This window comes from Actinomycetota bacterium, assembly GCA_041658565.1.
Lineage (GTDB): Bacteria > Actinomycetota > AC-67 > AC-67 > AC-67 > JBAZZY01.
Window position 1 is genome coordinate 37,425 of sequence record JBAZZY010000009.1, and the last position, 24,104, is coordinate 61,528.

A 24,104-nucleotide genomic window follows, 5' to 3' on the forward strand; every position below is an offset into this window, starting at 1 on the left:
GAGCAGAGGCCGACGAGCGCGTGATTCCGCACGAGAGGAAGCGCTCATCACTGTTCGCATGCACAATTGGACTATAGCGTTTTGTCGGACACGCATTTGGTTGCGAGTTGGCGCAGGTTGTCGGACGGACCGGTTAGCGGACCGGCGTACGGTGTCCCACGGCTGGGTGATCGGACACGCGCCCGGACGCAGGAGTAGCCTATACTTCGTTTTTCGTCTGACATTCGGGACCCTTCGTCGAGCCAGTCGAAGATTCGCAAGGAGGATCTTCTGGAAGCTCTTGAGTTGCGGGACTACTTCAGGATCGTCTGGCGCGCGCGCTGGCTGATCCTCGCTTGTACGGTGGTTGCTGCCGGACTCTTCTTCTGGCGGGCCCACACGGCGGATCCGAGTTATCAGGCCACGTCTCGTCTGTTTATCGGCCCGAGGGCCGTCGAGCAAACAGACCTATCGACCGCGATTGAAGAACTGAATTTCTCCCGGGAGTTCATATCCTCCTACGCCGTGCTGCTCCGAAGCCGGACACTGGCGGAGCGGGTCGTTGCGAAGGAACATCTGGATTCGTCTGGGAGTGGACTGGCGGATCGGATTCAAACCCGGGTTGTTCCCGACACTCGGATCATTGAGGTCTCGGTAACCGACAGTAGCGGCCGCAGGGCTGCCGTCCTTGCGAACACTGTTGCTGAGACGTTCGTCGAGATGCAGCAGGAGTTCGGGGGCCGCGCGGCAACCAACGCGACCGTGTTCGAGAAGGCGTTGGAGCCGACGATTCCGCTCAGTCCGCGGCCTCGGCGCGACGGCATTCTGGGCGGCATTCTCGGCGGACTTCTGGGCGTGGCAATCGCGTTCATCCGCTTCCAGTTGGACACACGCGTGCGCAGTCGCGAGGACGTGGAGCGCGCGCTCGCGCCCTTGCCGGTACTTGCGGAAATCCCCGTCGTGCCTGCCGACCAAGCGGGCAGGGTTCTGTTCCTGTCGAAGGATCCGCGTTCGCGACAAGCGGAGGCGTTCCGGAAACTGCGTACCAACGTGCAGTTCCTCTCGGTGGACAAGCCCGTCTACCGCGTCTTGGTTACCAGCCCCTACACCGGCGACGGCAAGAGCACGGTTGCGGCGAACCTCGCGGCGGCCATGGCGGCCGGCGCGCTCAAGACGCTTTTGGTGGACGCGGACTTGCGCCGCCCGACGATTGATCAGTACTTCGATCTGAAGGACAAGCCCGGTCTGACGGACGTGCTGATGGGGACGGCGTCGCCGAGTCAGGCCATCGCGAGGATCTCGCCGTACCTCGGCGTGATGCCGTCGGGACCGTTGCCGCCGAACCCTGCGGAGTTGCTCGCGGGGAGCCGCATGGTCTCGGTTCTGGACGGCCTGGCGTCGGGCACCGACGTGATCGTGTTCGACACGCCGCCCGCGTTGCCGGTGACCGACGCCGCCGCGCTGGCTTCGCGAATGGACGGCGTCATCGTGGTCTTGCGCGCCGGTCGTGTTACGCGCGACCACGCGCGCGACGCGGTCCAGGCGTTTGAGCGGGTCGGCATCCGCGTCCTGGGCATCGTGTTGAACGCCAGCGGGGGCGAGGGTTCAGGTCGAGGCGGCTACTACGGGGACTACTACGGCTACGGCGCTTACAAGAGCGCGGACGTGCCGGAGGTTACCGAACCGATCGCGGTTGAAGCGGCGGGTAACGGACACAGCGCGTCGGTGTCGGTGGACCTGCCCGCGGCCGAGCAGCAGCCTGTTGTAGCGGATTGGGATCGGCCGACCACGTAGGTGCTCGAGTAGCGTGGGGCCGCGCGCGCGCCGCATCATCGGGTGGCCGCCTACGAAGGCGAAGTTATTGCGTCTGGGTGTCGGCGTGGTCACCGTCGGCTGGATCGTCGGTGTCGCGACCAGCGCGACCGCCGCGCGCGCGGCGTACGCGGACGCAACCGCCCGGCTGGGCCCGGCCACGCAGGCCGCCGAGCGCGGAGATCAGGAGGCCCTGGAGCGAGAGCTGACGGCGGCGCGCGCCGCGGTCGGCAATGCTCAAGCGAGTCTGCGTTCGGTCTGGCTGCGACCGCTTGAGGTGATCCCGGTGCTCGGTCGGACGGTTCGCGCGGCACGTATGGTGGGGGAGAGCGCCGTAATGGGGGCCGATGCCGCCCTGGTAGGCACCCGGGCCTTGCGGGGTTTGATCTCCGGCAGTGAGGGCATTTCGCTCGATCACTTCGATCCCAAGGGCTGGGAACCGGCGCGCGCCGGCTTGACGGATGCCGAGCGGCGACTGACCCTGGCGCTGCGACAGGCGGAGAACGCGCCGGGCTCGGGGGTGTTCGGTCCCGTAGCGCGCGCGCGCTCAAAGGCCATTCGCGATCTTCGGCGGTTGAACGAGGCGACCTCGGACGCGGCGGCCGGCGCGCGCCTGGGTGCTCACGTGTTTGCCTCAGGGCGTCCCAGAGCGTTTCTGCTCGTTGTGCAGAACCTGGCGGAGGCCCGCGCTACGGGTGGTCTGGTCGGCGGGTACGCGCTATTGGAAGCCCGCGGCGGCGAGATCCACCTGAAGACGGTTGCCTCGAACGTGCAGATCCCGCCGCTGCCGATCAAGGATTCCATTCCGATGCCCAAGTGGTATCGGAAGCGCTACGACAAGTTCGCTTCGCGCGCGTACTGGTCCAACTCCACGATGGAGCCGGACTTCCGCGTGACGGGGAAGGTTCTGGCCGGGCTCTTTGAGCGACAACATGGCCGGGCGGTGGACGGGGTCATCTCGGTGGACCCGATCGCTCTGCAGGACCTGCTGCGCGCAACCGGACCGATCGCAGGTTCCGACGGCGTTCGACTCGATGGGGACACCTTCGCAAGTTTCTTCATGAACGGCGCGTACGTGAAGTACCCATCTGGAGGGACGAACGGCGACCGGAAGCAGGTGTTTGAGCGACTGGCGGTCGATGTGTGGAAGGCCGCCCTGGAGCATCGGGATGCTGCCGCTTTGTTCCGCGCTTTGGCGGACACCGCACCGCGCAGGCATCTGATGGTGTGGCTTGCGGACGCGAGCGCCGAACGTGACGCGGAGCGCCTGGACATCGCCGGGTCGTTTCGTGCACCGGGATCGTCTATCGGCGTCGTCACGCAGAACGCCTCTGCCAGCAAGATCGAGTACTACCTGCGGCGGGCATTCTCTGTGCGCGCCCAGGTGCGCGCGGCGGAGGTGTCGTGGCGCGCGCGGATCAAACTGACGAACCACGCGCCGTCCGGCGGGTTGCCGAACGTGATTCTGGGTCCCGACATGGCCACTAGCCCGGGCGCTCCGCCGGGACAAAACCACGCCTACGTCAGCGTCTATGTTTCCCCGACCGCGCGCGTTCGCAGGTTTGTCTTCGCGGGAAAGCCCGTCGACTACACGGTCGAGCACGTGCCCGGCGCTACGGTGATCTCGGCGTTCGTAGATATTCCACCTCGGTCGTCCCGGATTGCGGACGTGTGGTGGACTGAGCCGCGCACGGCCGATTCCATTTCGCTGACCGTGATGCGGCAGCCCACGGTTGCCCCCGACCGGCTCTCGGTGGAGTTCACCGACGCCACCGCAGGCAATCTCAAATGCGTCGGCTCCTTGCCCGCCGTGGGTGCTTGCAAATGGGCGGGCTTGCTGGATGGGCCGCTGGAGTTCCACGCATCGCAGGCGAAGTCGTGGTGGCGTTTCTGAGCGCACGGCGGCCTGCAATCTGGAGGGTTCTATCGGCGTGGGGGCCGGTGGCAGTCATGGCGGGCGCGATCTTCTTTGGATCGTCGCGCAATTGGCAGGGTCCGGCCGGGGGCGCTGCCGAAGTGGTCCTGGCGAAAACGGTTCACGTCATCGAGTACGCGCTGCTGTGCGCGCTGGTTCGGCGCGCGCTATTGAAGTCCGGCGCGCGCCACGTTGCCGTGCCGGCATTTGTGTTGACCGTGGCGTATGCGGCGTCCGACGAGATCCACCAGATGTTCACTCCCGGCCGCACGCCCAGTCCGATCGACCTAATCCCGGATGCGATCGGGGCGTTGTTGGCCGTGTTCATCGCCCAACGGGTGTCGCGTCGCGCCTTAGGAAAGCTCGCCGTTCGCCCGTGACCGGTCGTCCAGGAAGGCAATGATCCGGTCGGCGATCCGTAGTGCCGCGCGTCCGTCTCCGTAAGGGTTCTCCAGCGACACGTGGCGTTGATACTCAACCGGATCGGAAAGGATGCTCCGCACGGCACCGGTGATGGTGGAGCGATCTCGCCCGACGAGCGTGGACGTTCCGGTCGCCAATCCCTCGCCACGCTCAGTGACATCTCGCATGACCAGCACAGGCTTTTGCAGCGCGGCGGCCTCTTCTTGGATTCCGCCGGAGTCGGTCAGCAGAAGGTCGGCCCGCTTCATCAGGTGCACGAATGAGGTGTACGGCACGGGCTCGATGATTTGCACATTTCCCAGACTGCGCATTGCCGGACCGAAGGCCTCACGAACGCGAGGGTTCGGGTGGATCGGGAAGACGAAAAGGACGTCCGGGCTTGTTTCGGCGAGTTCGGTGACTGCGGCCCCGATCTCTTCCATAGGGACACCCCAAGACTCGCGCCGGTGGGCGGTGATGACGACGAGCCGCCGGGAGTCCGCGAGGATCGGTGCAAGAGCAGCGCCTGGCCCCGGCCCTTGCTCGAGCATCCACAAGAGCGCGTCGATCACCGTGTTGCCGGTGACAGAGATCAACTCGTCGGCGACGCCCTCTCGCAGCAAGTTGGCGCGGCTCTCGGTCGTCGGCGCGAAGTGAAGCGACGACAAAGCGGTGGCGAGCCGCCGGTTCATCTCCTCGGGGAATGGCAGGTCTGGAATGTGGGTTCGCAGCCCTGCTTCAACGTGGGCGAATGGAACGCGGTGGTAGAAGGCGGCGAGCGCCGTTACGAACACGGTGGTCGTGTCGCCTTGCCCGATCACCATGTCGGGTTGCTCGCCGGAAATCGTTCGTCCGATCGGGGGAAGGGCGCGCGCCGTCAGATCGTCCAGAGTTTGGCCGGGCGAGATCACCTCGAGTCGGTGCTTCGAAGCGATTGAGAAGGCATCCATGGTTTCGTCCAGCATTGCGCCGTGCTGGCCGACGTTGAGTGTCACAACATCGACGCCGGCGCGCGCGCGCAACTCGTGGATGACGGGCGCCAGCTTGATGCCCTCTGGCCGCGTTCCGTAGGAAACAAGGATCTTCGGCATCCGTCGCAGGCTACCAGCGCGGCGGCAGTGAGGTGAACCGGGGAAAGCAAACGGGGCAGGCGCGATGCCTGCCCCGTGCTTGGCTGGGTGGCTAGGAGGCGTAAACGCGCGCGCGTACCCCGAGAAGGAGAGTTGCTTGCGGCAAGTCCTTCTGCGCGCACAGCGCATAGAACTTGTGTACTCCCAGACTCGTAGCCCGCGGGATGGCCATGCGCTGCGAGAACGATCCCGTCGACAGCGTCTGCTTGGTGAGCAGAACCCTACCGTCGATGCGAAGGCGTACTGAGGAGTTGGGCACGCAGCCTGTACCGCGCATGTAGATGAAGTGCCCACGCACCGCCCGACCGAAGATGCGAAGGGCGTGGTGCACGTAAATGTCGGACTCGACGGATGCGGTGCTTCCGGGCGGGTAGGTGTTGTCGCACGCAACGATGAAGGTGTGCCGAGCGGCCGATGCGAAGACGGGAATGCGCACAGTGGTTCGGAAGTCGCCGGACTCGTCCGTCGTCGTTTGGCGGAGCAGAATGGATCCGATGCCCACGACCACGTCACCGTTCGGTGTGCAGCCGCCGCCGGTGACGAGGAGAACTTGACCCGCGGAAGGCGTCGAGTCGGAGAGCCCAAAGCTGAGCGCATGCGCGCTCATTGGGGTTAACCCCACCAGCGCCATCGATAGTGCGGCTACCGGCAGAACGCGGAACAACTTTCTCATACCGACCCTCCCTCTCGTTCGTGGGCTTCGGATTGAGGTCGCCTCGACCGTCGCCTTGCGCCGGACCGAGGGATTCCGAAACTTTTCCACACTTCGTATACACTCTTTCCGTTGATTGATCCAGTGTTTCGCGCTGAAAAGCCATATTGTGAGCACAAATGCACTCGAGTCGGCGGCCCGATATGTCCGTGTTGGTGATCCAACACCTCGATCCTGAGGGGCCTCATTCGATTGCGCATGCACTTAGAGCGGCCAGCGTGCGCTGGATGTTACATAGGGCCGATTGGGAGTCGGGACCGCTGCCGCGCGCGCGCGACCTCGCGGGTCTCGTCGTGATGGGCGGTCCGGCCTCGGCGTATTCCGACGAGAACTTCCCCACACGCGCGGCCGAATTGAGTCTGATTGCTGAATGTCTTCGCGCCGAGGTCCCGATTCTGGGTGTGTGTCTGGGTGCGCAATTGCTGGCGGCCGCCGCCGGCGCGCGACGCGATCCTCGGGCGCTTCGCTGCGCTGTGCTCGACGGCCGGTTGAGCCCGCGCACTCGCGCCCCGTATGATCGAGGTGCCGGTCCCAACAAAGGGAGGGGTCATGGGCGAAGAAGAAGTCCCAAAGAAGAAGGGTAAGAAGAAGAAGTGCTTCGCGATGTTGCTGGCCGCGGCAGGTGCCGCGACGGTGATCCTCAAGAGGCGCAAGGCCGCGGAGGAAGAGTCCGGTTGGGAAGAGGCGAAGCCGATTTCCTAAGGACGCGAATCAGGCTTCCGAAGCGCGCGGGTCGCACCGCGCGCTTCGTGGTATAAGCGGTCGGCGCGCACCGCGTACAATTCAAGCGACCGGGGACGTAGCTCAGTTGGTAGAGCATCGGCTTTGCAAGCCGGGGGTCGTGGGTTCGAGTCCCATCGTCTCCACCAGATTCGCGTCCACGTCCTCTTATCCGAAACACCTCGCCGCTCACCCATCCTTAGATGGTCTGCCGTGCTTCATCGCTTCGCGCGCGAGTCCGAGTCTCGAGCACTTCGAAAGCTGAGAGCGTGGCCGCGGTGTCATCAGCGAAGGGGTGCCGACCACGTCTCTATGTCGCGCGCGACCTGGTCTGCCGTGGCCTGGGGCACGCCGGACTCGCCTGCGTAGGTGGGCCACTTGCCGACGGCTTCGAGCACCTGCCCCACGATGTCCGTCGCATAGGGAACGCTGAATCGATCGCCGACCTCGGCCACGTCCGCTTTCGTGATTCCGGTAGAACGTCCGTTGACGGACATCAGGTGCTGGCGGGTCCACTTACTCGAAGGGGCGTGCGCATGCGTGACGTCGTACGCCGGGGACAAGGCCCACTCACCATCGCGTGGTAGCAAGAAGGTGAAGTTCTTCGTGTGATCGTCACAATTGGCCGCCGCGATGTTGAACACCATCCGCCGAAACGCCTCCGCGCGAGTGTCCGGACCCAATCCCAGTTGCTCGATCTGAAGGAAGAGCTGCGCGTAATCGTGAGCGCCGATCCGTCGAAAGTCGAGTTGGCCAAGGGCACACAGGGTTTGCGCGTGCACCTTGTCGCCCTCGGGGGTGCGGTCGAAGCGGCGCGTCATGAAGTGGGCGCGTCCGCCCTCCTCGAGCAAGCGGCACTCGCTCATCTCGATGCCGGCGACCGTGGCCATAAGGTGGTAGCCGTACTCGATCCGACCGAAGTTTCCAGACGCGCCGAGGTCGAAGTCGGCGCCCATCCCATCAAGCTTCAAGATCCAGTGTTCGAAACCGGGATCGGCGGCCACCTGCCCGGATCGCAGTTCGCCTGTCTCAGGATTCAGTGCGACGACTGCCTTCGCCCTGGCTCCGCCTGCGGACGTGCCGACAGCGATCAGATGCGAGATCGCATCGGCCATGCCTTCCTCGGATCGGATGTGTCCGCTGAGCGCGCTGCGCGCCGCCACGACGAGTTCCGACAAGTCGATCGCCGTCGCCTTGCGGGTCCGCGGTCCGCGGATCGGATGGAACTCGAGGGCGCCGATCCCGCGTGTTCCGAGGTATGCCAGACGGTCTAGAGGTGTGATCTGAGCAGGCTGCACACCCTCGTTCGCGAGGTACGCCGTGGTGAGAGCGTTCCCGAAGTCGTCCGGCAAGGAGTCGGCAACCATCGAGGGCAGCCGGTGGTACGTGTCGGGCGGCAAGGTCGGGAAGATGAATGGCCCCTTGGCTCGCGCTGCCGGCATCGTGGTGGGCGCAAGTTCAACGCCTGAACCGAGCCACGCAGGCGCATACTCAAACGCGTAGAACCCGGACCGGTCGTCGAGCGCTAGCGCGCCAACCCGTGAGCCCCAGCAGCGAACCTCGACAAGCCCGACCGGCTCGTACGCCATCAGGGCGCTGGACTCGAACGGAGGTCGCTTGCCCGTACCCGCACGCGCTTGCGAGGCGTCTTCTGCTTGGCCCGCAGCATCTGCATCGGGGAGACAGTCACCGCCGGTGCCAGAGTCTCGATCCAATCCGTGCGTCCAAGGGCCCGGACCACAGCGACCAGCGTCTTGAGGGAGGAACCCTTGCCTCGTTCGATGTTGGAGAGCGCTCCGATAGACACGTCCGCCAGCCCCGCGAGCCGCGCCTGGTCGAGATCTGCGGCTATCCGTGCTGCCCGGAGCTGCTCGCCGAGGATCACCTCCAACTCACCGATCGTCACGTAGCTGCGGTTCACTTCTATGTTCCTCCAGGATAGTTGTTGTACTCTCAACAACTCTCAGAATACTACTGATTAGACGGAGGAACAAGTATTACCGTGGAATCCCTAGACATCTGTGAGTAGAATGCTTCTGATGGTCTAACGCGTAAGATTCTACTGCGTAAGAGACCAGTCGCTTCCAGAAGACGCGGCGCGGCCCCCTCTGTCGGGGCTTGGCGCGTACCCGTCGTCGTGGACAAATCGGACGCCCCAACATCGCTGTGATCACGCAGCACCGCCATCTACCAGCGCTTTCAGCGCCTCGAAATGTTTTGAATAGTGTCCGCTCACCTCCACCGCACCGCGGCTCGCGGCTCGGTCCGGCGTTGCAGGACGCGCTACTGGGTGACGCCGTTCGGACCCGTCGATGTCGATCAAGGGCTGACCGGGTCTGCGATCGAATCGAATCTGATCGACGCGACAATCTCGCTCGCGAGTCGCTTGTCCTCTTCTGACGCTTTGGGTCCAAACCACACGAGGACGCTGAACCCACTCTCGCCATGCGCGGTCACGGGGATGACGATTGCCGGTGGGGCGGCATAAGTGCCTGCGCCACGCGTGGGTGCAGAAGGCGCGGTTCCGTCGATCGTGAGGGGGAAGTCGGTATCCGGCGGGGGCGTCGCCCGGGGTGCCGGACCTCCCGCGGAATGCTGAAACTGAACGGCAACCAAGTTGTCTGGCGCGTCCGTGAAATCCCAGGCCGTAGTCCCGGCTGTTGCGCCGCCCGGGTGCGTGAACTCATGGTCTACGTTGCTGAGGACAACACCTCGCACCCAGATCCTGCTCAGCATGTTGAAGGGTTGCGCGTGCCAGTTCGTCGGATACCGCAAGCTCCAGCGGAACTCGGTGTCGTAGTAGTTTCCCGGAGCCGAGTCGCGGTACGCGATCGACTCGACCATCCGCTTCGCCGCCTCGCGCTGAGCATCGGTGGCTTCGTCGCCGATCCACACGCGCACGGAGTACTTCGAATCCGCGTTGTGAATGACGCGCTTGAACAAAGGGGTGGGAGCGCCGTAGCTCGAGTCCGTGGGGACGGGGGTTTCCTTGAGATCGTCAAACGACAACGGAAGGCGCGTGTCCGGTTCGTTCGTTGACCTCGGTCCTGTGCCGTCGTAACCGAAGTTCACCACTACCACGTCCGTCGGCGTTCCTCTGAAGTCCCATGCGCTGGTGCGTGAGTTTGGACCGAGATCCGGATGCTGAAGATCGCGGTCCAGGTTCGAGATAAGCACGCCGCGGTGCGCGTCTTCGAAGTCGTCCCCATAATCCTTTTGGACATGCCAGCCGTCCGGATACTCGATGCTCCAGCCGCGCTCAGGGTCTACGTAGGTCCGCCATCCGCTCGAAAGCGGCCCAGGTTCTCCCACCGAAGGGCGGACGAAGCTCGGCTTGGTAATCCTGGTGAGATATGTCCCTGCGCCGATCCCTCCCGCGATGAGGCCGAGAACCAGCAGGGACGTTCCGAGCATGCGGTGCATCCGTGACTTGCGCGCGCGCTCACGAAAGCGAAGAAGGGCCGCCGCCGCGTCGGGAGTTCCGCCGGTCCTTCGCAGGTCACGGAGTCTCTCATCTAGAGACATCGCTGGCCTCCGGTTCGCCGAGGATCCTGCACAATCGCTTGCGGGCCCGGTGCAGATGGACCCGAACCGTCGACTCCGCGCAGGCCAGGATTCCTGCCACCTCCGCGACGGGTCTGTCCTCGACCAGACAAAGGATCGCTGCTGCGCGCTGTTGTGCCGGCAACGCCCTCAATGCGTGTGCGATTTCTGGGTCATTGAACTGGGGTTGAACTCCTTGCTCCTCGGGCATGACCTCGCGGATCCGGCGTCGGTCGCGTTTCGCATTCAGCGCGAGGTTGAAGCCAACTCGTCGAATCCACAGAGCAGGCTGGTCATAGGAGGCCACCTTGCTCCAGTGCCGAAGCGCGCGGAGGAACGTTTCCTGCGCGAGATCCTCGGCGGAGGCAAAGTCGCCAACCATCAGATACAGCGTTCCAACGAGCCGGGGATATTCGGACAAGAACACGAGGGACAGATCGGCGGGTACGCCGTCGCGCACGTTCACCTCCCAGCCCTGTAACACCCGGTGGACACCTCCGGTGTTTACACCCTTGCTCGCGTTCTGAGGCCCAAGAGGGCCGCAGATGAATGAGGCACCGGGCATGTGCCGCTCGCGTCCACGTCCTTTGGCCGAGGGCCGGCGGGACTGAACCGAACGCCGGCCGGCCTTAGCAAGCCGTTGATGCGTGCTTGAGTCGAGCGATCGGAACGGTCTCAACCGCTCGTCCTCCCTGGTGGACGACGACTAGTTCCCCCCGAAACTCGTGGTTCGAGAGTCGTCCACTCAGGACCACAGCCCGATCTTCCAGACACATTTGCCGGGTAGGACGCGATCAACAGGGTGACGACGTTCGAACCGCGCAACGAGTTCCTCCCCGCGACCGTGGCCCTGTCGTACCCACCGTGTAGAGTCCAGCGGTGACGAGGAAGGGGACTCGAGATGGCGGAAAAGGGGCGCGGGCCGGGCGTTACGGGAAAGAACGAGATTAGACCCACGGCGGATGCGGTGATTTCCAAGTTGGTGGAGCTTTCCAGAGGGGTCCCGTCCCCATCAGATGCGAAGGGCGACTCGAAGCTTGCAAGGGCGGCGCGAACCGCTGATCGGCGCTGAGTTCGCGGTATGGCGGGCGATCCAGTCTTAGCGCTGATATTCGACTTTGACGACACTCTTGTCCCCGACACAACGACGCTGTTCTTGAAAAGCCGCGGTATCGACGCTGATGCGTTCTGGACTGAACACGTCGCGCCGCTCGTCGCACAGGGTTATGACGCCACCCTTGCATGGCTGAAGTGTTTTCTCGCTCTCGTTGGTGAAGGGCGACCCCTAGGTCTGCTTACAAACGCGGATCTGACTGCGTTCGGGGCAGGATTGAATGATCGCGCGTATTCGGGGCTGCCCGCCTTCTTTGACGAAATCCATGGAACTGCGTCGGGAATCCTGCCGAATGCTCGAGTTGAGTTCTACGTCATTTCCGGCGGGTTGCGGGCGTTGATCGATGGGGTTCCATTTGTTCAAGAGCATTTTCGCCACGTATACGCCTGCGAACTGGACGAAGAGGCTGGGGTACTTCGGCATATCAAGCGGGCGGTCACTTTCACGGAAAAGACGCGATACGTTTTCGAGATCAACAAGGGAATCGCGCCCGAGCAGTCTGCAAAGAATCCTTACTTGGTGAACAAAGACGTGAAGAAAGATGCGCGCCGAGTTCCTTTTGCAAACATGTTCTACACGGGGGACGGCCTCACGGATGTCCCTTGCATCTCGCTTATCGATCCGCCAGGCCATGCCTTCGGAGTTCTGTCTCAGGAGGACGAGAGCAAGGCAAAGCGCGCGTTCTTGGAACTGCTCGAACCCAAGAGGGTGCGCGGTACGTACTTCCCGGAATTCGAGCGCGACAAGAGCCTCGGGAGGATCTTGCATCTTGCAGTCGGGGCGCGCTGCGCTGAGATCGTTTCACGCGGGGAGTGACTGAGTGTCCCGCTCCGATGCTGCATGGCGAGCGATGATTCCGCGGCGCATGAAGTGACGACCCGAGCCAAGGTTCATGGAGCGATCGGAACGGACCTCCCGCCTCATCTTCCCTGGTAAACCGACTGCAACTCCCTTCGAAATCCGTGGTTCGAGAGTCGTCCACTCAGGACCACGAGAAGCACATCGTTGTAGTTTCCGCTTCCACCTTCCTTCGTAGCGCCTTGCGCCGCGCGTCATCGCTCCGTACAATGTGCCGGTACGGGACTTTGTACGGAGGAGGCGCCGATGGCGACCAAGACCGAGCGGGTAGAAGCGCGTCTATCTTCGCAGGAACGAAAGCTGATTGAACGAGCGGCCGCGTTCGAGGGTCAGTCGTTGTCTTCCTTCATGGTGGCAGCAGCGACCGAGAGGGCCGAGCAAGTGATCTCGGCCCAGACCACCACCATGCTTCCAGCCGACTACTTCGATCGGCTCCTCGCCGCCATCGACCGCGCTGAGGATGCACCGCGCCTGACGGTAGCCGCGAAGAAGGCACGGCAACATGGACGCATCCGGTGACCTACCGCGTCGAGGCGCTGCGCGACGATCATGATCCCGCGGGTTTCGAGTGCGGGAACGCGTCTCTGACGGATTGGCTCAAGACTCATGCCCGCCTTGCCAAGGGGCAGGGCACGCGCACATACGTCCTCATCGACCAGGCAGCGGCGACCGTGGCGGGATACTTCGCGATCGCCCCGCATCTTGTCGCCCGGGAGGACGTTCCTCGCGGCCTCGGCGGCGGTGCTCCGAGGCATGTCCCGGCCATCTTGCTTGCCAAGTTGGCGCTCGACCGTCGGTTGCAGGGACATGGACTGGGGAGCGAACTGCTCGTGAGGGCTCTCGAAACCATCTTGGAGGCGGCCCGGATTGCGGGTGGCAAGCTCGTCGTGGTTGATGCCATCGATGAGAGGGCAGTGAGGTTTTACGAACATCACGATTTCGAGCGATCGTCACTCGAGCCGTCTCGGCTGTTCATGAAGCTGAGTACGGTCGCGAAGGCTCTCGGCAGCCCATGGCCGTGACGGCGGACCCACCCGGGCGCAGGCCCCTGCGCAGGGGAATCCGGTTCGCACATCGTCCCGCCACCTCCACCAGATTGTGTCGTGTGGGGCTCCAAGATGATCGAGTGAGATCGCTCGTGTTGGGGCGGCCTGGGATAACCCGCCGGCGCGTCGCGCCTCTGCGATCCGCCTCCCGAGCGCACTGGAGGATCGCCGTCCAGTCTGCTGCCCCATGACATGTGCACCCCCCGATGGTGCCGCGCGACCCTGCCGGGTTCTTCGCCGGTGTCGTAGGCTGGCGACGCTCGAGACGGGCGCCAGGCGCGGGGAGGGACAGGCGATGTTCGACTTTCTGTTGACGGATTCGCAGCAATCGCTGCGGGATGAGGTGCGCGACTTCGTCGCATGGGTGCCGCGCGACCTGATCTTGGACATGGACCAGGAGAAGGTCCTGTTCCCCGTGGAGTTCTTGCAGGAGGCCGGTCGCCGGGGGCTGCTCGGGAGCCGATACCCCAAGCGCTGGGGCGGCCGCGACACCGACTGGGTGACCACGTGCATGGCCGCGGAGGAAGTCGGCACGCTCGGGCTGATCTTTGGGTGCTTGTTCGGCGTCGGCTCGGAAGTTGTCGGAGAAGGGCTCTTTCGCCACGGCACCGACGCGCAGCGCGACAAGTATCTGGCGCCCATGATCGCAGGCACCAAGGTCGGCGCGGAGTGTCTGACCGAGCCGCGCGGTGGGTCGGATCTGTTCGGCGCGACGACGACCGCTGAGGATCGCGGCGACCACTACGTGCTCAACGGTCAGAAGCGCTTCATCGTGGGCGCCGAGGGGGCCGATCACTTCTTGGTCTATGCGCGCACCGACAACCGTCCCGACACTCACGCGCACAAGCGACTTACGACGCTGATGGTGGAACGCGGTCCCGGCGTCGATGTGCAATACCTGTACGGACTACTCGGGTGTCGCGGTGGCGGAACCGGTCGTCTGGTGTTTCGGGACGTGAAGGTCCCGAAGGAGAACGTCCTGGGTGAGCCCGGCGGGGCATACGCGGTGTACGAGAGCATCATGATTCCCGAGCGTCTGGCGACGGCGGCAATGACGCTGGGTGCCGCGCGCCCGGCGCTGGACATCGCGACGGCATACACGACTCGGCGCAAGGCCTTCGGACGCCCGATCAGTCAGTTCCAAGGCGTCAGCTTCCAAATCGCCGAGGCAGTCATGCTCTTGGATGCTGCGCGCGCGCTTGTCTACACGACGGCGCGCGCAGTCGATTCGGGCCAGGATCCGGCGCGCGCGCGCCGCATGGCGAGCGAGACGAAGAAGTTCGCAACCGAGACCGCGCAAAAGGTCGTGCACACCGCGATGCAAGTGGTCGGCGGGATCGGCTACACGAACGTGTTCCCGCTGGAGCGGATGTATCGCGACATGCGGCTGGCCTCGATCTGGACCGGCACGAACGAGATCATGTCCACGATCATCGGCCACGAGTGGTATCGCGAGTCGGGCGCGGCTCCGGCGTTGCGCGACTACGAAGCCGATGCTGTCAACGCCGACGCTGCCGACGAGAAGGTCTACGAGTAGGGCGCTTTGTCGTCCGGCCCGAGGAGGAGGGTTCGTTCGTCGTGCACCGCGCGCAACGCGGGGTGCCGGTGGTTGTGGTGTCCTACCCACGGGGTCCCGAATCGGCGTCGTTGCCCCCGCGTGGTTGAGTCAGCGGACATGGCCTGCCTCCTGCGTTTGTGTCTTGTGCGATCGTCGAGCACGCGGCGCGCGCCGCAGGCGCGCGCCGTACAGCATCACGGCGATCATCGCGGCAGTTACCGCGAACATCACGATCGTCATCGCCGCCGCATAACCGAAGCGAAGGAACTCGAACGCGTTTTGGTACGTGTACAGCGGCAGAAACGTCGTTGCGTAGTTCGGGCCCCCTTCGGTAAGAACGAGTGCCGGCACGAACGTGGATTGCAGGCCGAACACGACGTCGCGGGCCGCCAGCAGCACCAGGACGGGTGTCAGCAGCGGCAGCGTTAGACGTCGGAACGTGTGCCATGCCGAGGACCCTTCGACGAGGGCCGCCTCGTACAGTTCGCGCGGGATTTGGTTGCGCACCGCGGCGACAACGACGATCGCCTCGGCGACCTGGAACAGGCTGATGATGACGACCGACGTGCGCGCGCCCCACGGGCCGAGTAGCCACTCGGTTCCCGGCAACCCGATCGATCGCAGTCCCGCGGCGAGCGGTCCGTACAGCGGATTGAACACCCACATCCACAGCAGGGCGTAGGCGACGTCGGGGACGAAGGTCGGGGCGACGACCGCGGTGCGCGCGGCGCCGACTCCCGCGCGACGGGGGGCGACGAGTAACCCCACTCCAAGCGCGACGGCCAGACGCGCCGGGACTGCCAGCCCGGCGAAGATCAGCGAGTTGCGAAGTGAAGTCCAAAACAACACGTCGTGCGACATGCGCCGGAAGTTCTCGAAGCCGGCCGCGCGCGGCATCGAAAGCCCGTCGTAGTGAGTGAAGGCCAGCACGAGGGTAAACAAGGCTGGAACGACGACGAGCGCGCCGGCACCTGCGAGCGCCGGTGCGATGAACCACGCGAGGCCGGCCGATCGCGATGTGCGCCCCATCAGCTCTTTGGGGTCAGCGCGCGCTCGGTGTCCGGATCGAAAAGGTGCACGCGGTTCGGGTCGAGCCAGGCCTGCACGTTGCTGCCCGGCGCCGGACGAAACGACGGCTCCACTCGCGCAACCAGGGTGTGTTCTCCGGCCGACAGCGTCAGGAACACTTGATCGCCGGCGGATTCAACGAGATCGACGCAGGCCTGGAAGGTCTGCGCGCCGTCCGGGCGTCCCGACCATCGCGACCCTTCGACGTGTACGTGCTCGGGGCGAATCCCTGCGAGTACGTCTGTCGGGGCGACGGCGCGAGCGAGGGCGGCTCGCACCGGTTCTGCCAGCAGCGTGGAGCCGGACGCGCGCGCGCGCAGCACGTTCATCGCAGGGCTTCCGATGAAGCGGGCAACGAACAGCGTCGCCGGGCGCTCGTAGATCTCTTGCGGTGAGCCGACCTGTTCGAGCGATCCGTCGTGAAGCACGCCGATGCGATGCCCCATGCCGAGCGCTTCGATCTGGTCGTGCGTGACGTACACGGTCGTGGTGCCGAAGCGCGATTGCAGTCGCACGATTTCGGCGCGCGTTTGCGCGCGCAGCGGCGTGTCGAGGTTCGACAAGGGTTCGTCCATCAGCAACACATCGGGGTTGCGTGCCAGGGCGCGCGCGAGCGCCACGCGCTGACGTTCCCCGCCCGAGAGATTCGCCGGCACTCGGTCGAGCAGTGCGGCTATGTCCAAGGCTTCGGCGACCGACGCGACGGCGCGCGCGATATCGGCGTCGGGGATGCGGCGCGCGCGCAGCCCGAACGCGATGTTCTCGCGAACGTCCATGTGGGGGAACAGCGCGTAGCTTTGAAACACCATCCCGACGTTGCGCGCGCGCGCGTCCAGGCGTGTAACGTCGCGGTCGCCGATTTGGATCTCGCCGGCGTTCGGCCGCTCCAAGCCGGCAATCAGTCGCAGGATGGTCGACTTGCCGCTCCCGGAAGGTCCGACGAGGACGAACAGCTCGCCGTCGGGGATCTCAAGGGTGAGATCACCGACGACCGGCGTCACGCCGTAGGACTTGGCGACTTGGCGAAGCGAGAGCGTTGCCATTAGTCCGGCTTGGGTTGCAGAAGATCCAGGGTGGCGACGTCGATCTCGAGCCCGAGGAACTCCGGAGGTTCGGTCGCGTAGAACCACTCCTCGATGACGGGGTCGGCCTTGGATTCGATCTCGTGCCACACCGCGATGTTGGGGGACCGCCGCATGACGGGGATCTGGTCGAGGAAAGCTCGCGCGGAGGCCGGAGGCTGCGACGGGTCGAGGAACGCCTCGCTCTCGGCGACGGCACGCAGCGACGGAACAGTCCGTCCCGTCCGTGCCATGATTGTTGCGCCTTGAATGCCGAGCGCGAAGCGCACGAACGCGAAGGCGGCGTCCTGGTGGTCGGATGCACGAGCCATGCAATACGCGTCGGAGTGCAGCATCACCGCCGCGCGCCGAACCTTGGGATGCACAGGGAGGGGAGCGACATCCCACTCCAGTCCTTTCACTTGACGCAGAGCCGTCGTTGCGCGCCGGCTGTCGATCATCATCGCGAGCTTGCCGTTGGCGAAGCGCGACTCGATGTCTTCGGACTCGACCTCGGCGAGCGTCGGCATCACGCGGTCGCCGTGCTGAAGGTTGGCAAGGAACTTCAGCGCTTCCAGCGCCGGGGGATCGAGCAGACTCATCTGCGTCGGATGTTCGAGGTCGTCCACGATCTCGCCGCCGGCTTGCCAGACGAATGGTGCGACGCGGTTCAGGTTCGGTTCGAACCCGAGCCCGTGCTCGTCCACGCGGCCGTCGTTGTTGGTGTCGGCCGTGAGAACTTGCGCTTTCTCGCGCATTTCGTCCCAGTCCCACCCCGGTGAAGGCGGCGCAATCCCCTCTCGCGCGAATAGCGCGGTGTTGTAGTACACGACCGGCGTCGAGATGTTCTGCGGCAGGCACACGACGCGCCCCGAGAAGCGGAACGCGTCTACGGCCGGGGGGTAGAACTCGGCGAGACCCGGTCGCATCTGCTTGGTCAGCAAGTCGCCCAGCGGCTCGAGGACTCCCTTGGCGGCGAATTGGCCGAACCGGCGGTAGTTCAGAAGGAAAAGATCCGGCGGGTTGCCGGCGGTGAAGCCTGTTGCCAGTTTTGCCATGTGGTCCTTCTGGCTACCGACAACGACGAGTTGCACTCGGGTGCCGGCGTGGTCCTTCTCGAAGGCTGAAATCAGCGTGCGGTAAGCCTCGGCTTCTTGGGGATCGCCGAATATTTGCAGCCGAACCGATTCGGTCCGGGTCGACGAACATGCGGCGAGGATCGCCGCCAGCGCGAGTACCGCGACATGGCGGGCTAGCTTCCGATCCATGATCCTCCTCGGCGTGGAGCGATCGCGCGCAACGCAAGCGAGAGGGCGGCCAGAGCGGGCAGCGTCACCAGGGTTGCGCCGGCCAGCACGACCGGCCAGTTAGTCGGGCCGAGTTGTTCCAGCGAGCGCAGCATCAGCGGCGCAGTGTAGAGGTGCTCGGAGTTCAGGTACAGAAGTGGGTCGATGAAGTTGCCCCACGACAGCGAGAATGCGAGCAACCCCACCGCCGCCGTTGTCGAGCGAACCATCGGCATTGCCACTCGCCTCCATACTCGGGCGTGCGACGCGCCCTCCAGAAGCGCCGCGTCGAAGATGTCGGACGGAATCCGGCGGAAGGCCAACCAGAACAGCAGAACGAAGAGCGGGCTGCCGCCCATGAGCGCCGGGGCGATGAGTGGGATCCAAGTGTCGGTGACGCCGAGGCCGCTGAAGATCGCGAACCGCCCAAGCCACAGTGCGCTTACAGGGACGAGCAACAGGCCCAGTTGCACACCGAGGCCGAGTCCGCGGGCCCGTCGTCCGGCGCGCGCGATTGCGTACCCGGCCAGGGCTGCGATGCCGACGGCGAGCGGGACCGCGATCGCGGCGATTGCCAGGGAGTTCGCCAGCGCGCGCGCCAAAGGGACGAGCGAGAACGCCGAGCGATAGCCGTCGAGCGATGCGGTGGCCGGAAGAATCTCAATCCCGCGCGGTGGAGGGAGCCCCTCGCCGCGGAATGAACCTGCGATAGCGACTGCCAGCGGGAGCAGAAATGCCACGGAGACCGCCAGCGCCGTTGCCGGCCACGCGAGCCTGCGCAGCCGGCTCACTACAGCTCGAAGGGGTGCATCGGCGAAAGGACTGCGCCTTCGATCGGCGCAATTGCTTTTACGAGGCGTTCACCGTCACCGCCGGTGCCGACGACGAACCCGAAGTGGTACGGCACTGCGAGCTTGGGGCGGATCTGTTTGATTGCGCCGGCAGCCTCGTCGACGTCCATTGTGTACGTTCCACCGATCGGCACGAACGCAACGTCGGCTCTGACCTCGTCCAACTCCGGGGTGTGGTCGGTGTCTCCGGCGAAGTAGTAGCGGTGCGCGCCGAGCGGCACAAGGTACCCGACCCAGTTGTTGTCGCGTGGGTGGAAGTCGAGGCGATCGGGTTTGACGTTGTAAGCGGCAACCGTCTCAATCTGAAGCCCGGCTGCCTCGAGTTTCTCGCCCGGCCTGACGGCGCGCACGTCTCCACGCGTCAGTTGCGCGGCGATGTCGTGTGGGGCGACGACGACGGTCCCGTCTGTTGTGATCTTCGCGAGATCGACTTCGGACAGGTGGTCGAAGTGCGCGTGCGTGAGCAGGATCAGGTCGGCCGGGGGCTGGCCGTCGGTAATCCCCCAGGGGTCGATGTAGACGGTCGGGCTGCCACGCCACAACAGCGATGACTGCTTGAACCACGTGAATGCGTCGAGCACGGGAGATCCCTCCTTCCGAGCCGCGTCGCGCGGCAGGGCACTGCCGTTCCAGCGTATCGACGCACAAAGTCTACCGGCGCGCGCGTCCTAGTCGGAACTCCCGGCGGCGACCAGGGTCACCTCGACGGCTTTGAATGAGGCCCAGACGTGGACGCCCTCGGTGAGTCCGAGGCGCGTCACCGACCCCGGTGTGATCTCTGCGACGACGCCGGGGTGGGAGCCGATGCGCACGCGCGCGCGGTCTGCCGAGACGGTGATCGACTCGATCGGTCCCTCCAACACGTTGCGCGCGGAGCCTTCCGGGCGCGCGCGGAACAGCGAAACGTCGGTGGGGCGCACCAGCGCGAGTACGTCGTCCAGCGTCTCGGGCTCGGGCAGCGCGACGAACAAGATGCCGTCTGCGGTGTCGAGCCTGCCGACCCCGGCGTCGGCTGGAACTAGTCGTCCGCGGAATAGGTTCACCCCGACGAGTTCGGCGGCATAGGAAGTCGTGGGGGCACGGCGGATGTCCTCAGGGGTCCCGCGCTGGGTCACGCGGCCGTCCTCGATCAACACCAATTCGTCTGCGAGCGTCATGGCTTCGAGAGGATCGTGGGTGACGACCACGCGGACGCCCTCGAAGGAGGCCAGCGTAGATCGAACCAGATGCAGGATCTCGCCGCGCGCGCGCACGTCCAACGCCGACAACGGTTCGTCGAGCAGCAGCAAGCGAGGTTTGTGAACGACGGCGCGCGCCAGCGCGACGCGTTGCGCTTCGCCGCCGGAAAGCTGCCACGGCTTGGCGCGCGCCCGGTGCGCGATTCCCATGTGCTCCAGGAGTTCACCGGCGCGCGCGCGCGCCTGGGTGCGTGCGATGCCGCGCGCGCGCAGCGGAAACGCGACGTTGTCGAGCGCGCTCAGGTGGGGAAACAAGAGCAGGTCTTGGAATACGGTGCCGATCGGTCGTTGCGACGGGGAAGCCGACGCGCCGATTGCGGGGTCCTCCAAGGTTGTTCCGTCGAGACGAATCCAGCCGGCCTTGAGCGGCAGCAGGCCCGCGAGCGCGGCAACGACGGTGGACTTCCCGGCTCCGTTCGGCCCGAGCAGCGCGACGGTGCGGCCGGGCTCGACTGCGAGTTCCACATCGATCGTGAGGGAACCGCGAACGGTTTGTACGCGTGCGTCGAGACCGTTCACCGCGCGCTCTCCGCGATCAGTCGTCCGCCGGTTAACCCGAGCACGATCGCGGCGACGACCAACATCACGACCGACAGCAAAACCGCGCCGCCGGGATCGGTCTGCAGCGTCTCGAACACCGCGAGCGGGAGCGTCTGCGTGCGCCCTTGCAAGTTGCCCGCGAAGGTGATGGTGGCACCGAACTCCCCGAGTGCGCGCGCCCACGCGAGCGCGATCCCTGCGAACAGATGCGGGCGCAGCAGCGGCAGCGTTACGTGTTGAAGGGCGTAAAGGCGAGAGGCCCCGAGAGTGTGCGCGGCCGACTCCAAGCGAGGGTTCAGCGCGCGCAGTCCGGACTCCAGTGAGAGCACGAGAAACGGCATCGCTACGAAGGCGGCGGCGACGGTGGCCCCGGCCGTTGTGAAGGGGAGTGTGATTCCGGCGCGCGCCAGCAATCCGCCGAGCAAACCGAAACGCCCGAGGGCTTCGAGCAGTCCGACGCCGGCCACGATCGGGGGCAGCACCATCGGCAGCATCACGATCGCGCGCACGGCGGCGCGCGCGCGCAAAGGAGTGCGCGCGAGCATCCACGCAATCGGGAGACCGGCGAGAAGCGAAAGCGCGGTCGCGCCCATGCTCACCTCGGCCGAGACCAAAAGGGCCGCGCGCGCTGCGGGGCCGGTGAGTTCAGAGGCTGCATCGCTCCAGGGCGCGCGCACGGCGAGCGCCACCAGGGGAATCAGCACGAACGCGAGGCCGGGGACCGCCAAGGCTGCCGTTGCTCGCCCGGAACCGTCATTCCGGCGCAAGGAACCCGGCCTTCGTCAGGATCGAACGTCCGGGTCCGAGCAGGTACGCGATGAACTCGCGCGCGAGCGCCGACTGCGAGGATCCTGACACGATCGCGACGCTGTACGGCGTGACGAGGTTGACGCGGTCGGGGATCGGGATGGCCTTCACCGGCGGGACGTCGGACAGACTCGTGTCGGTCGCGTAGACGATGCCGGCGTCGGCTGCGCGCGCAGCGACCTTTTGGACGACGGCTTGATCATCGAACTCGTTTGAAACCAAGTTTGCGATGGCCGCGTCGTAGATGCCCGCCCGGCGAAGGGCGGATCGTGCGTAGTCGCCGGAGGGAACTCCCTCGGACGCGAGCACCAGACGCACGTTGTCCCAAGCGATGTCTTCGAACTTCGCCAGGCCGAGCGCGTTTTGGACCGGAACGATCACGATCAGGCGATTGCGAGCGAAGATCGTGCGGTCTTCGATTCCGGGTTTGCTTGCCACGGCATCCATCCATCGCTCGCTTGCCGAAGCGAACACGTCGACCGGGGCCCCGTTTTGGATTTGCGTGGCGAGGCCGCTCGACGGCCCGAAACTGAACCGGATCGCGGTGCCCGGATGCGTCTGTTCGAACACGGCTCCGGCCTGCGGCAGGACGGAAGCCAGCGATGAGGCAGCCAGAACAACGATCTCGCGGCGCGCGCCGGGTATCGAGGAGCATGCGGTCAGGAGCACTGCGGCAAAGAAGGTTGCAGCGAGCGCGCGCCTCATACCGGCAACTCCACGACCACGTTGGTCGCCTTGATTGTCGCAACGGCCTCCATGCCCGGGCGCAGTCGCATTTCGTCCACCGCTTCGCGTGTCGTGAGCGCGAGGACGCGGTGAGGCCCGGCCATGATCTCGACCGTGGCGACGATCTTGTCGCGCTTGATCGCGGTTATGACGCCGGCGAAGCGGTTGCGCGCGCTGCCTGCCGCGGTGGCGCGCGGCGCGCGGGTGCGCGATTTCGCAAGCAGACGTGCGACTTCGGGCGCCGGGATCAGGCGCTGTCCGCCGGTCGTACGCAGCGTGCGGATCTTGCCTGCGCGCTCCCACCTGCGGATGGTCTCGGCGCGCACGCCGAGCAATGCTGCTGCTTCTCCGATGCGGTAGCCGTCGGCCATGAATCCAGTATAGAGAGTTGTCCCCCGATGTCGCTAGGAAAACCTGGCGAATCGCTTTCGAAACCGTTGCGCGCGACCGGTTCGCGGCTTCCCACTGTGAGGGGTAACGTGGCGCGCGTGAAGGTTGTCTGCGCTTCGATTTGGGGACCCGGGCACGCGCACCCGATGCTCGCCGTTGCGCGCGCGCTTGCGGCGCGCGGCCACGAAGTAACGTTTTCTTCGTCGAGCAGCCACGAGGGTGACGCGGCGCGCGCCGGGTGCGCGTTCGTCCAGATGCCCGAATCCGCCGGCAGCCCGCAGACTGCCCTTCAGCCTTTCGCCGACGCACACGCCATGGCCGTGGTGTTCGAGCCGCTGCTGCGTCGCCTAAAGCCCGATCTGGTGGTGAACGACTTGCTGACCCTGGGACCCGGCGTCGCGGCCGAGATGTGCGGCATCCCGTATGCAACGCTGTCTATTCACAGCCTGGCGGTTCCTTCGCGAGAACTGCCGCCTTTCGGCTGGGGGTATCCACCGTCGCGCGATCCGATTCGTCGCCGCCGTGACGAGTGGCTCAAGCGCCTGAACATCCGCGACCTCGAGCGCGCGCGCGCCTCCTTCAACGAGGTGCGCGTGAAGCTCGGCCTGGCGCCGACCGACCGCATCGTCGCGCACACCGCCGCCGACCTCGTGCTCGTCGCGACGCTTCCTTCCCTGGAGATTCCACGCGCCGACTGGCCGGAGAACGCAGTGGTTGTCGGGCCGTGTCTGTGGGACGCTCCCGGCGAGCCGGTTATGCCGCCGCCCGGCGAGGGACCGCTGGTGCTGGTCGCCACATCGACCGCGCACGACGAAGGCAAAGCTTTGCACGCGGCCGTCGAGGCGGTGCGAAAGCTCGGCGTGCGCGCCATCATCACGACCGGGCGCGCGCAGATTCCCGCCAACTTACCGTCGCACATCGTCGCCGTCGAGTTCGCCTCGCACGACGAGGTCATTCCGCAGTGCGACGCAGTCCTGTGCAACGGCGGCCACGGGATCGTTGCCCGCAGCTTGTCGCTTGGGGTGCCGGTGCTGGTGGTGCCCGGTCACGGCGACCAGCGGGAGAACGGCTACCGCGTCGAGCGCGCCGGTGCCGGGCTGCGCGTGATGGGTCATAGCTCGCGCAAGATCGCTCGCGCGCTCGACCGGATACTGCGCGAACCGCGGTTCCGCACCGCCGCGCGCCGCTTGCAGGTCGAGGCCGCCGAGTACGACGGCCCCGCGCGCGCGGCGGATCTGCTGGAGGAACTCTTCGCGCGCACCGCCGCGCCCGCGTAACACCTGGAAGACCCCCCGGTCGACTCTCGACCGGCGTTGACGGTTCGCGACGCTCGGACGTACAGTTACCG

Annotated in this window: 25 protein-coding genes and 1 tRNA gene; 11 read left to right on the top strand and 15 right to left on the bottom strand. The window is 65.4% G+C overall.

Annotated features, from left to right (window positions below):
• Nucleotides 1–285 precede the first annotated feature (285 nt).
• Genes WDA27_06835 through WDA27_06845 form a run of 3 tightly spaced genes read left to right on the top strand, consistent with a single transcriptional unit; the run spans nt 286 to nt 4,086 of the window.
• Nucleotides 286–1,773, top strand: coding sequence for a polysaccharide biosynthesis tyrosine autokinase (locus WDA27_06835; GenBank protein MFA5890651.1), 1,488 nt, complete (start codon nt 286–288; stop codon nt 1,771–1,773).
• A 13-nt stretch (nt 1,774–1,786) separates the two neighbouring features.
• Complete coding sequence (locus WDA27_06840) at nt 1,787–3,685, top strand: DUF4012 domain-containing protein (GenBank protein MFA5890652.1); 1,899 nt, start codon at nt 1,787–1,789, stop codon at nt 3,683–3,685.
• Between the two features lie 56 nt (nt 3,686–3,741).
• Nucleotides 3,742–4,086 carry a VanZ family protein gene (locus WDA27_06845; protein ID MFA5890653.1) on the top strand — a complete coding sequence of 115 codons (345 nt, stop codon included), beginning with the start codon at nt 3,742–3,744 and terminating at the stop codon, nt 4,084–4,086.
• Here the strand turns inward: WDA27_06845 and wecB are convergent.
• Together wecB and WDA27_06855 are read right to left on the bottom strand one after the other, a co-directional pair.
• Nucleotides 4,060–5,199: a UDP-N-acetylglucosamine 2-epimerase (non-hydrolyzing) gene (gene wecB / locus WDA27_06850; protein ID MFA5890654.1), complete on the bottom strand. Its 1,140-nt coding sequence runs from the start codon at nt 5,197–5,199 to the stop codon at nt 4,060–4,062. The genes WDA27_06845 and wecB overlap by 27 nt on opposite strands.
• A gap of 91 nt (nt 5,200–5,290) precedes the next feature.
• A complete protein-coding gene (locus WDA27_06855; GenBank protein MFA5890655.1) occupies nt 5,291–5,911 on the bottom strand; it encodes a hypothetical protein in 621 nt (206 codons plus the stop codon).
• 182 nt (nt 5,912–6,093) lie between these two features.
• On the opposite strand from WDA27_06855, the gene WDA27_06860 reads away from it, so the two are divergent.
• The 3 genes from WDA27_06860 to WDA27_06870 all read left to right on the top strand — a co-directional run bounded on the left by WDA27_06860 (nt 6,094) and on the right by WDA27_06870 (nt 6,819).
• Nucleotides 6,094–6,534 carry a gamma-glutamyl-gamma-aminobutyrate hydrolase family protein gene (locus tag WDA27_06860; protein ID MFA5890656.1) on the top strand — a complete coding sequence of 147 codons (441 nt, stop codon included), beginning with the start codon at nt 6,094–6,096 and terminating at the stop codon, nt 6,532–6,534.
• Nucleotides 6,500–6,652, top strand: a complete 153-nt coding sequence (locus WDA27_06865; protein ID MFA5890657.1) for a hypothetical protein — start codon at nt 6,500–6,502, stop codon at nt 6,650–6,652. The genes WDA27_06860 and WDA27_06865 overlap by 35 nt, the downstream gene beginning before the upstream one ends.
• 91 nt (nt 6,653–6,743) lie before the next feature.
• A tRNA-Ala gene (locus WDA27_06870) sits at nt 6,744–6,819 on the top strand.
• Between the two features lie 135 nt (nt 6,820–6,954).
• Here WDA27_06870 and WDA27_06875 read toward each other — a convergent pair.
• The 4 genes from WDA27_06875 to WDA27_06890 all read right to left on the bottom strand — a co-directional run bounded on the left by WDA27_06875 (nt 6,955) and on the right by WDA27_06890 (nt 10,673).
• Nucleotides 6,955–8,259 carry a type II toxin-antitoxin system HipA family toxin gene (locus tag WDA27_06875; GenBank protein MFA5890658.1) on the bottom strand — a complete coding sequence of 435 codons (1,305 nt, stop codon included), beginning with the start codon at nt 8,257–8,259 and terminating at the stop codon, nt 6,955–6,957.
• Nucleotides 8,259–8,591, bottom strand: a complete 333-nt coding sequence (locus tag WDA27_06880; protein ID MFA5890659.1) for a helix-turn-helix transcriptional regulator — start codon at nt 8,589–8,591, stop codon at nt 8,259–8,261. The genes WDA27_06875 and WDA27_06880 overlap by 1 nt, the downstream gene beginning before the upstream one ends.
• Nucleotides 8,592–8,989: 398 nt before the next feature.
• On the bottom strand, nt 8,990–10,195 hold the full coding sequence (locus WDA27_06885) for a hypothetical protein (GenBank protein ID MFA5890660.1): 1,206 nt from the start codon (nt 10,193–10,195) through the stop codon (nt 8,990–8,992).
• Nucleotides 10,182–10,673, bottom strand: coding sequence for a sigma-70 family RNA polymerase sigma factor (locus WDA27_06890; protein ID MFA5890661.1), 492 nt, complete (start codon nt 10,671–10,673; stop codon nt 10,182–10,184). The genes WDA27_06885 and WDA27_06890 overlap by 14 nt, the downstream gene beginning before the upstream one ends.
• Before the next feature lie 621 nt (nt 10,674–11,294).
• Here WDA27_06890 and WDA27_06895 point away from each other — a divergent pair.
• The 4 genes from WDA27_06895 to WDA27_06910 all read left to right on the top strand — a co-directional run bounded on the left by WDA27_06895 (nt 11,295) and on the right by WDA27_06910 (nt 14,768).
• Nucleotides 11,295–12,143 (top strand): hypothetical protein, encoded by an 849-nt coding sequence (locus WDA27_06895; GenBank protein ID MFA5890662.1) that lies wholly within the window; start codon nt 11,295–11,297, stop codon nt 12,141–12,143.
• 288 nt (nt 12,144–12,431) lie between these two features.
• Nucleotides 12,432–12,704, top strand: coding sequence for a DUF1778 domain-containing protein (locus WDA27_06900; GenBank protein ID MFA5890663.1), 273 nt, complete (start codon nt 12,432–12,434; stop codon nt 12,702–12,704).
• The gene (locus WDA27_06905) at nt 12,701–13,207 is read left to right on the top strand and encodes a GNAT family N-acetyltransferase (GenBank protein ID MFA5890664.1); all 507 of its coding nucleotides are present in this window, start codon (nt 12,701–12,703) and stop codon (nt 13,205–13,207) included. The genes WDA27_06900 and WDA27_06905 overlap by 4 nt, the downstream gene beginning before the upstream one ends.
• Before the next feature lie 319 nt (nt 13,208–13,526).
• Nucleotides 13,527–14,768: an acyl-CoA dehydrogenase family protein gene (locus WDA27_06910; GenBank protein MFA5890665.1), complete on the top strand. Its 1,242-nt coding sequence runs from the start codon at nt 13,527–13,529 to the stop codon at nt 14,766–14,768.
• A 129-nt stretch (nt 14,769–14,897) separates the two neighbouring features.
• On the opposite strand, the gene WDA27_06915 is transcribed toward WDA27_06910, so the two are convergent.
• The 9 genes from WDA27_06915 to WDA27_06955 form a co-directional block, all read right to left on the bottom strand.
• On the bottom strand, nt 14,898–15,818 hold the full coding sequence (locus WDA27_06915; GenBank protein MFA5890666.1) for a sugar ABC transporter permease: 921 nt from the start codon (nt 15,816–15,818) through the stop codon (nt 14,898–14,900).
• Entirely contained in the window at nt 15,818–16,900 is a 1,083-nt protein-coding gene (locus WDA27_06920; GenBank protein ID MFA5890667.1) for an ABC transporter ATP-binding protein, read from the bottom strand. Before WDA27_06920 ends, WDA27_06915 begins: the two co-directional genes overlap by 1 nt.
• The gene (locus WDA27_06925) at nt 16,900–18,186 is read right to left on the bottom strand and encodes a sugar ABC transporter substrate-binding protein (protein ID MFA5890668.1); all 1,287 of its coding nucleotides are present in this window, start codon (nt 18,184–18,186) and stop codon (nt 16,900–16,902) included. Before WDA27_06925 ends, WDA27_06920 begins: the two co-directional genes overlap by 1 nt.
• Nucleotides 18,171–18,995 carry a carbohydrate ABC transporter permease gene (locus WDA27_06930; GenBank protein MFA5890669.1) on the bottom strand — a complete coding sequence of 275 codons (825 nt, stop codon included), beginning with the start codon at nt 18,993–18,995 and terminating at the stop codon, nt 18,171–18,173. Before WDA27_06930 ends, WDA27_06925 begins: the two co-directional genes overlap by 16 nt.
• The gene (locus WDA27_06935) at nt 18,995–19,636 is read right to left on the bottom strand and encodes an MBL fold metallo-hydrolase (GenBank protein MFA5890670.1); all 642 of its coding nucleotides are present in this window, start codon (nt 19,634–19,636) and stop codon (nt 18,995–18,997) included. The genes WDA27_06930 and WDA27_06935 overlap by 1 nt, the downstream gene beginning before the upstream one ends.
• 87 nt (nt 19,637–19,723) lie before the next feature.
• Nucleotides 19,724–20,812 (bottom strand): ABC transporter ATP-binding protein, encoded by a 1,089-nt coding sequence (locus tag WDA27_06940; GenBank protein ID MFA5890671.1) that lies wholly within the window; start codon nt 20,810–20,812, stop codon nt 19,724–19,726.
• Complete coding sequence (gene modB, locus WDA27_06945) at nt 20,809–21,561, bottom strand: molybdate ABC transporter permease subunit (GenBank protein MFA5890672.1); 753 nt, start codon at nt 21,559–21,561, stop codon at nt 20,809–20,811. Before modB ends, WDA27_06940 begins: the two co-directional genes overlap by 4 nt.
• Before the next feature lie 25 nt (nt 21,562–21,586).
• Nucleotides 21,587–22,345, bottom strand: coding sequence for a molybdate ABC transporter substrate-binding protein (gene modA / locus WDA27_06950; GenBank protein ID MFA5890673.1), 759 nt, complete (start codon nt 22,343–22,345; stop codon nt 21,587–21,589).
• Nucleotides 22,342–22,737, bottom strand: a complete 396-nt coding sequence (locus WDA27_06955; protein MFA5890674.1) for a helix-turn-helix transcriptional regulator — start codon at nt 22,735–22,737, stop codon at nt 22,342–22,344. Before WDA27_06955 ends, modA begins: the two co-directional genes overlap by 4 nt.
• Before the next feature lie 108 nt (nt 22,738–22,845).
• On the opposite strand from WDA27_06955, the gene WDA27_06960 reads away from it, so the two are divergent.
• Nucleotides 22,846–24,033, top strand: a complete 1,188-nt coding sequence (locus WDA27_06960) for a nucleotide disphospho-sugar-binding domain-containing protein (protein ID MFA5890675.1) — start codon at nt 22,846–22,848, stop codon at nt 24,031–24,033.
• The last annotated feature ends 71 nt before the right edge of the window (nt 24,034–24,104 follow it).

Bases quoted from the DNA above. Each gene is read 5' to 3' on its own strand.
- WDA27_06855 (MFA5890655.1), bottom strand. From the start codon at position 5,911: ATGAGAAAGTTGTTCCGCGTTCTGCCGGTAGCCGCACTATCGATGGCG.
- WDA27_06910 (MFA5890665.1), top strand. From the start codon at position 13,527: ATGTTCGACTTTCTGTTGACGGATTCGCAGCAATCGCTGCGGGATGAG.
- WDA27_06920 (MFA5890667.1), bottom strand. From the start codon at position 16,900: ATGGCAACGCTCTCGCTTCGCCAAGTCGCCAAGTCCTACGGCGTGACG.
- wecB (MFA5890654.1), bottom strand. From the start codon at position 5,199: ATGCCGAAGATCCTTGTTTCCTACGGAACGCGGCCAGAGGGCATCAAG.
- WDA27_06860 (MFA5890656.1), top strand. From the start codon at position 6,094: ATGTCCGTGTTGGTGATCCAACACCTCGATCCTGAGGGGCCTCATTCG.
- WDA27_06895 (MFA5890662.1), top strand. From the start codon at position 11,295: ATGGCGGGCGATCCAGTCTTAGCGCTGATATTCGACTTTGACGACACT.
- WDA27_06875 (MFA5890658.1), bottom strand. From the start codon at position 8,259: ATGGCGTACGAGCCGGTCGGGCTTGTCGAGGTTCGCTGCTGGGGCTCA.
- modA (MFA5890673.1), bottom strand. From the start codon at position 22,345: ATGAGGCGCGCGCTCGCTGCAACCTTCTTTGCCGCAGTGCTCCTGACC.
- WDA27_06885 (MFA5890660.1), bottom strand. From the start codon at position 10,195: ATGTCTCTAGATGAGAGACTCCGTGACCTGCGAAGGACCGGCGGAACT.
- WDA27_06955 (MFA5890674.1), bottom strand. From the start codon at position 22,737: ATGGCCGACGGCTACCGCATCGGAGAAGCAGCAGCATTGCTCGGCGTG.
- WDA27_06925 (MFA5890668.1), bottom strand. From the start codon at position 18,186: ATGGATCGGAAGCTAGCCCGCCATGTCGCGGTACTCGCGCTGGCGGCG.
- WDA27_06845 (MFA5890653.1), top strand. From the start codon at position 3,742: ATGGCGGGCGCGATCTTCTTTGGATCGTCGCGCAATTGGCAGGGTCCG.
- WDA27_06915 (MFA5890666.1), bottom strand. From the start codon at position 15,818: ATGGGGCGCACATCGCGATCGGCCGGCCTCGCGTGGTTCATCGCACCG.
- WDA27_06865 (MFA5890657.1), top strand. From the start codon at position 6,500: ATGGGCGAAGAAGAAGTCCCAAAGAAGAAGGGTAAGAAGAAGAAGTGC.
- WDA27_06900 (MFA5890663.1), top strand. From the start codon at position 12,432: ATGGCGACCAAGACCGAGCGGGTAGAAGCGCGTCTATCTTCGCAGGAA.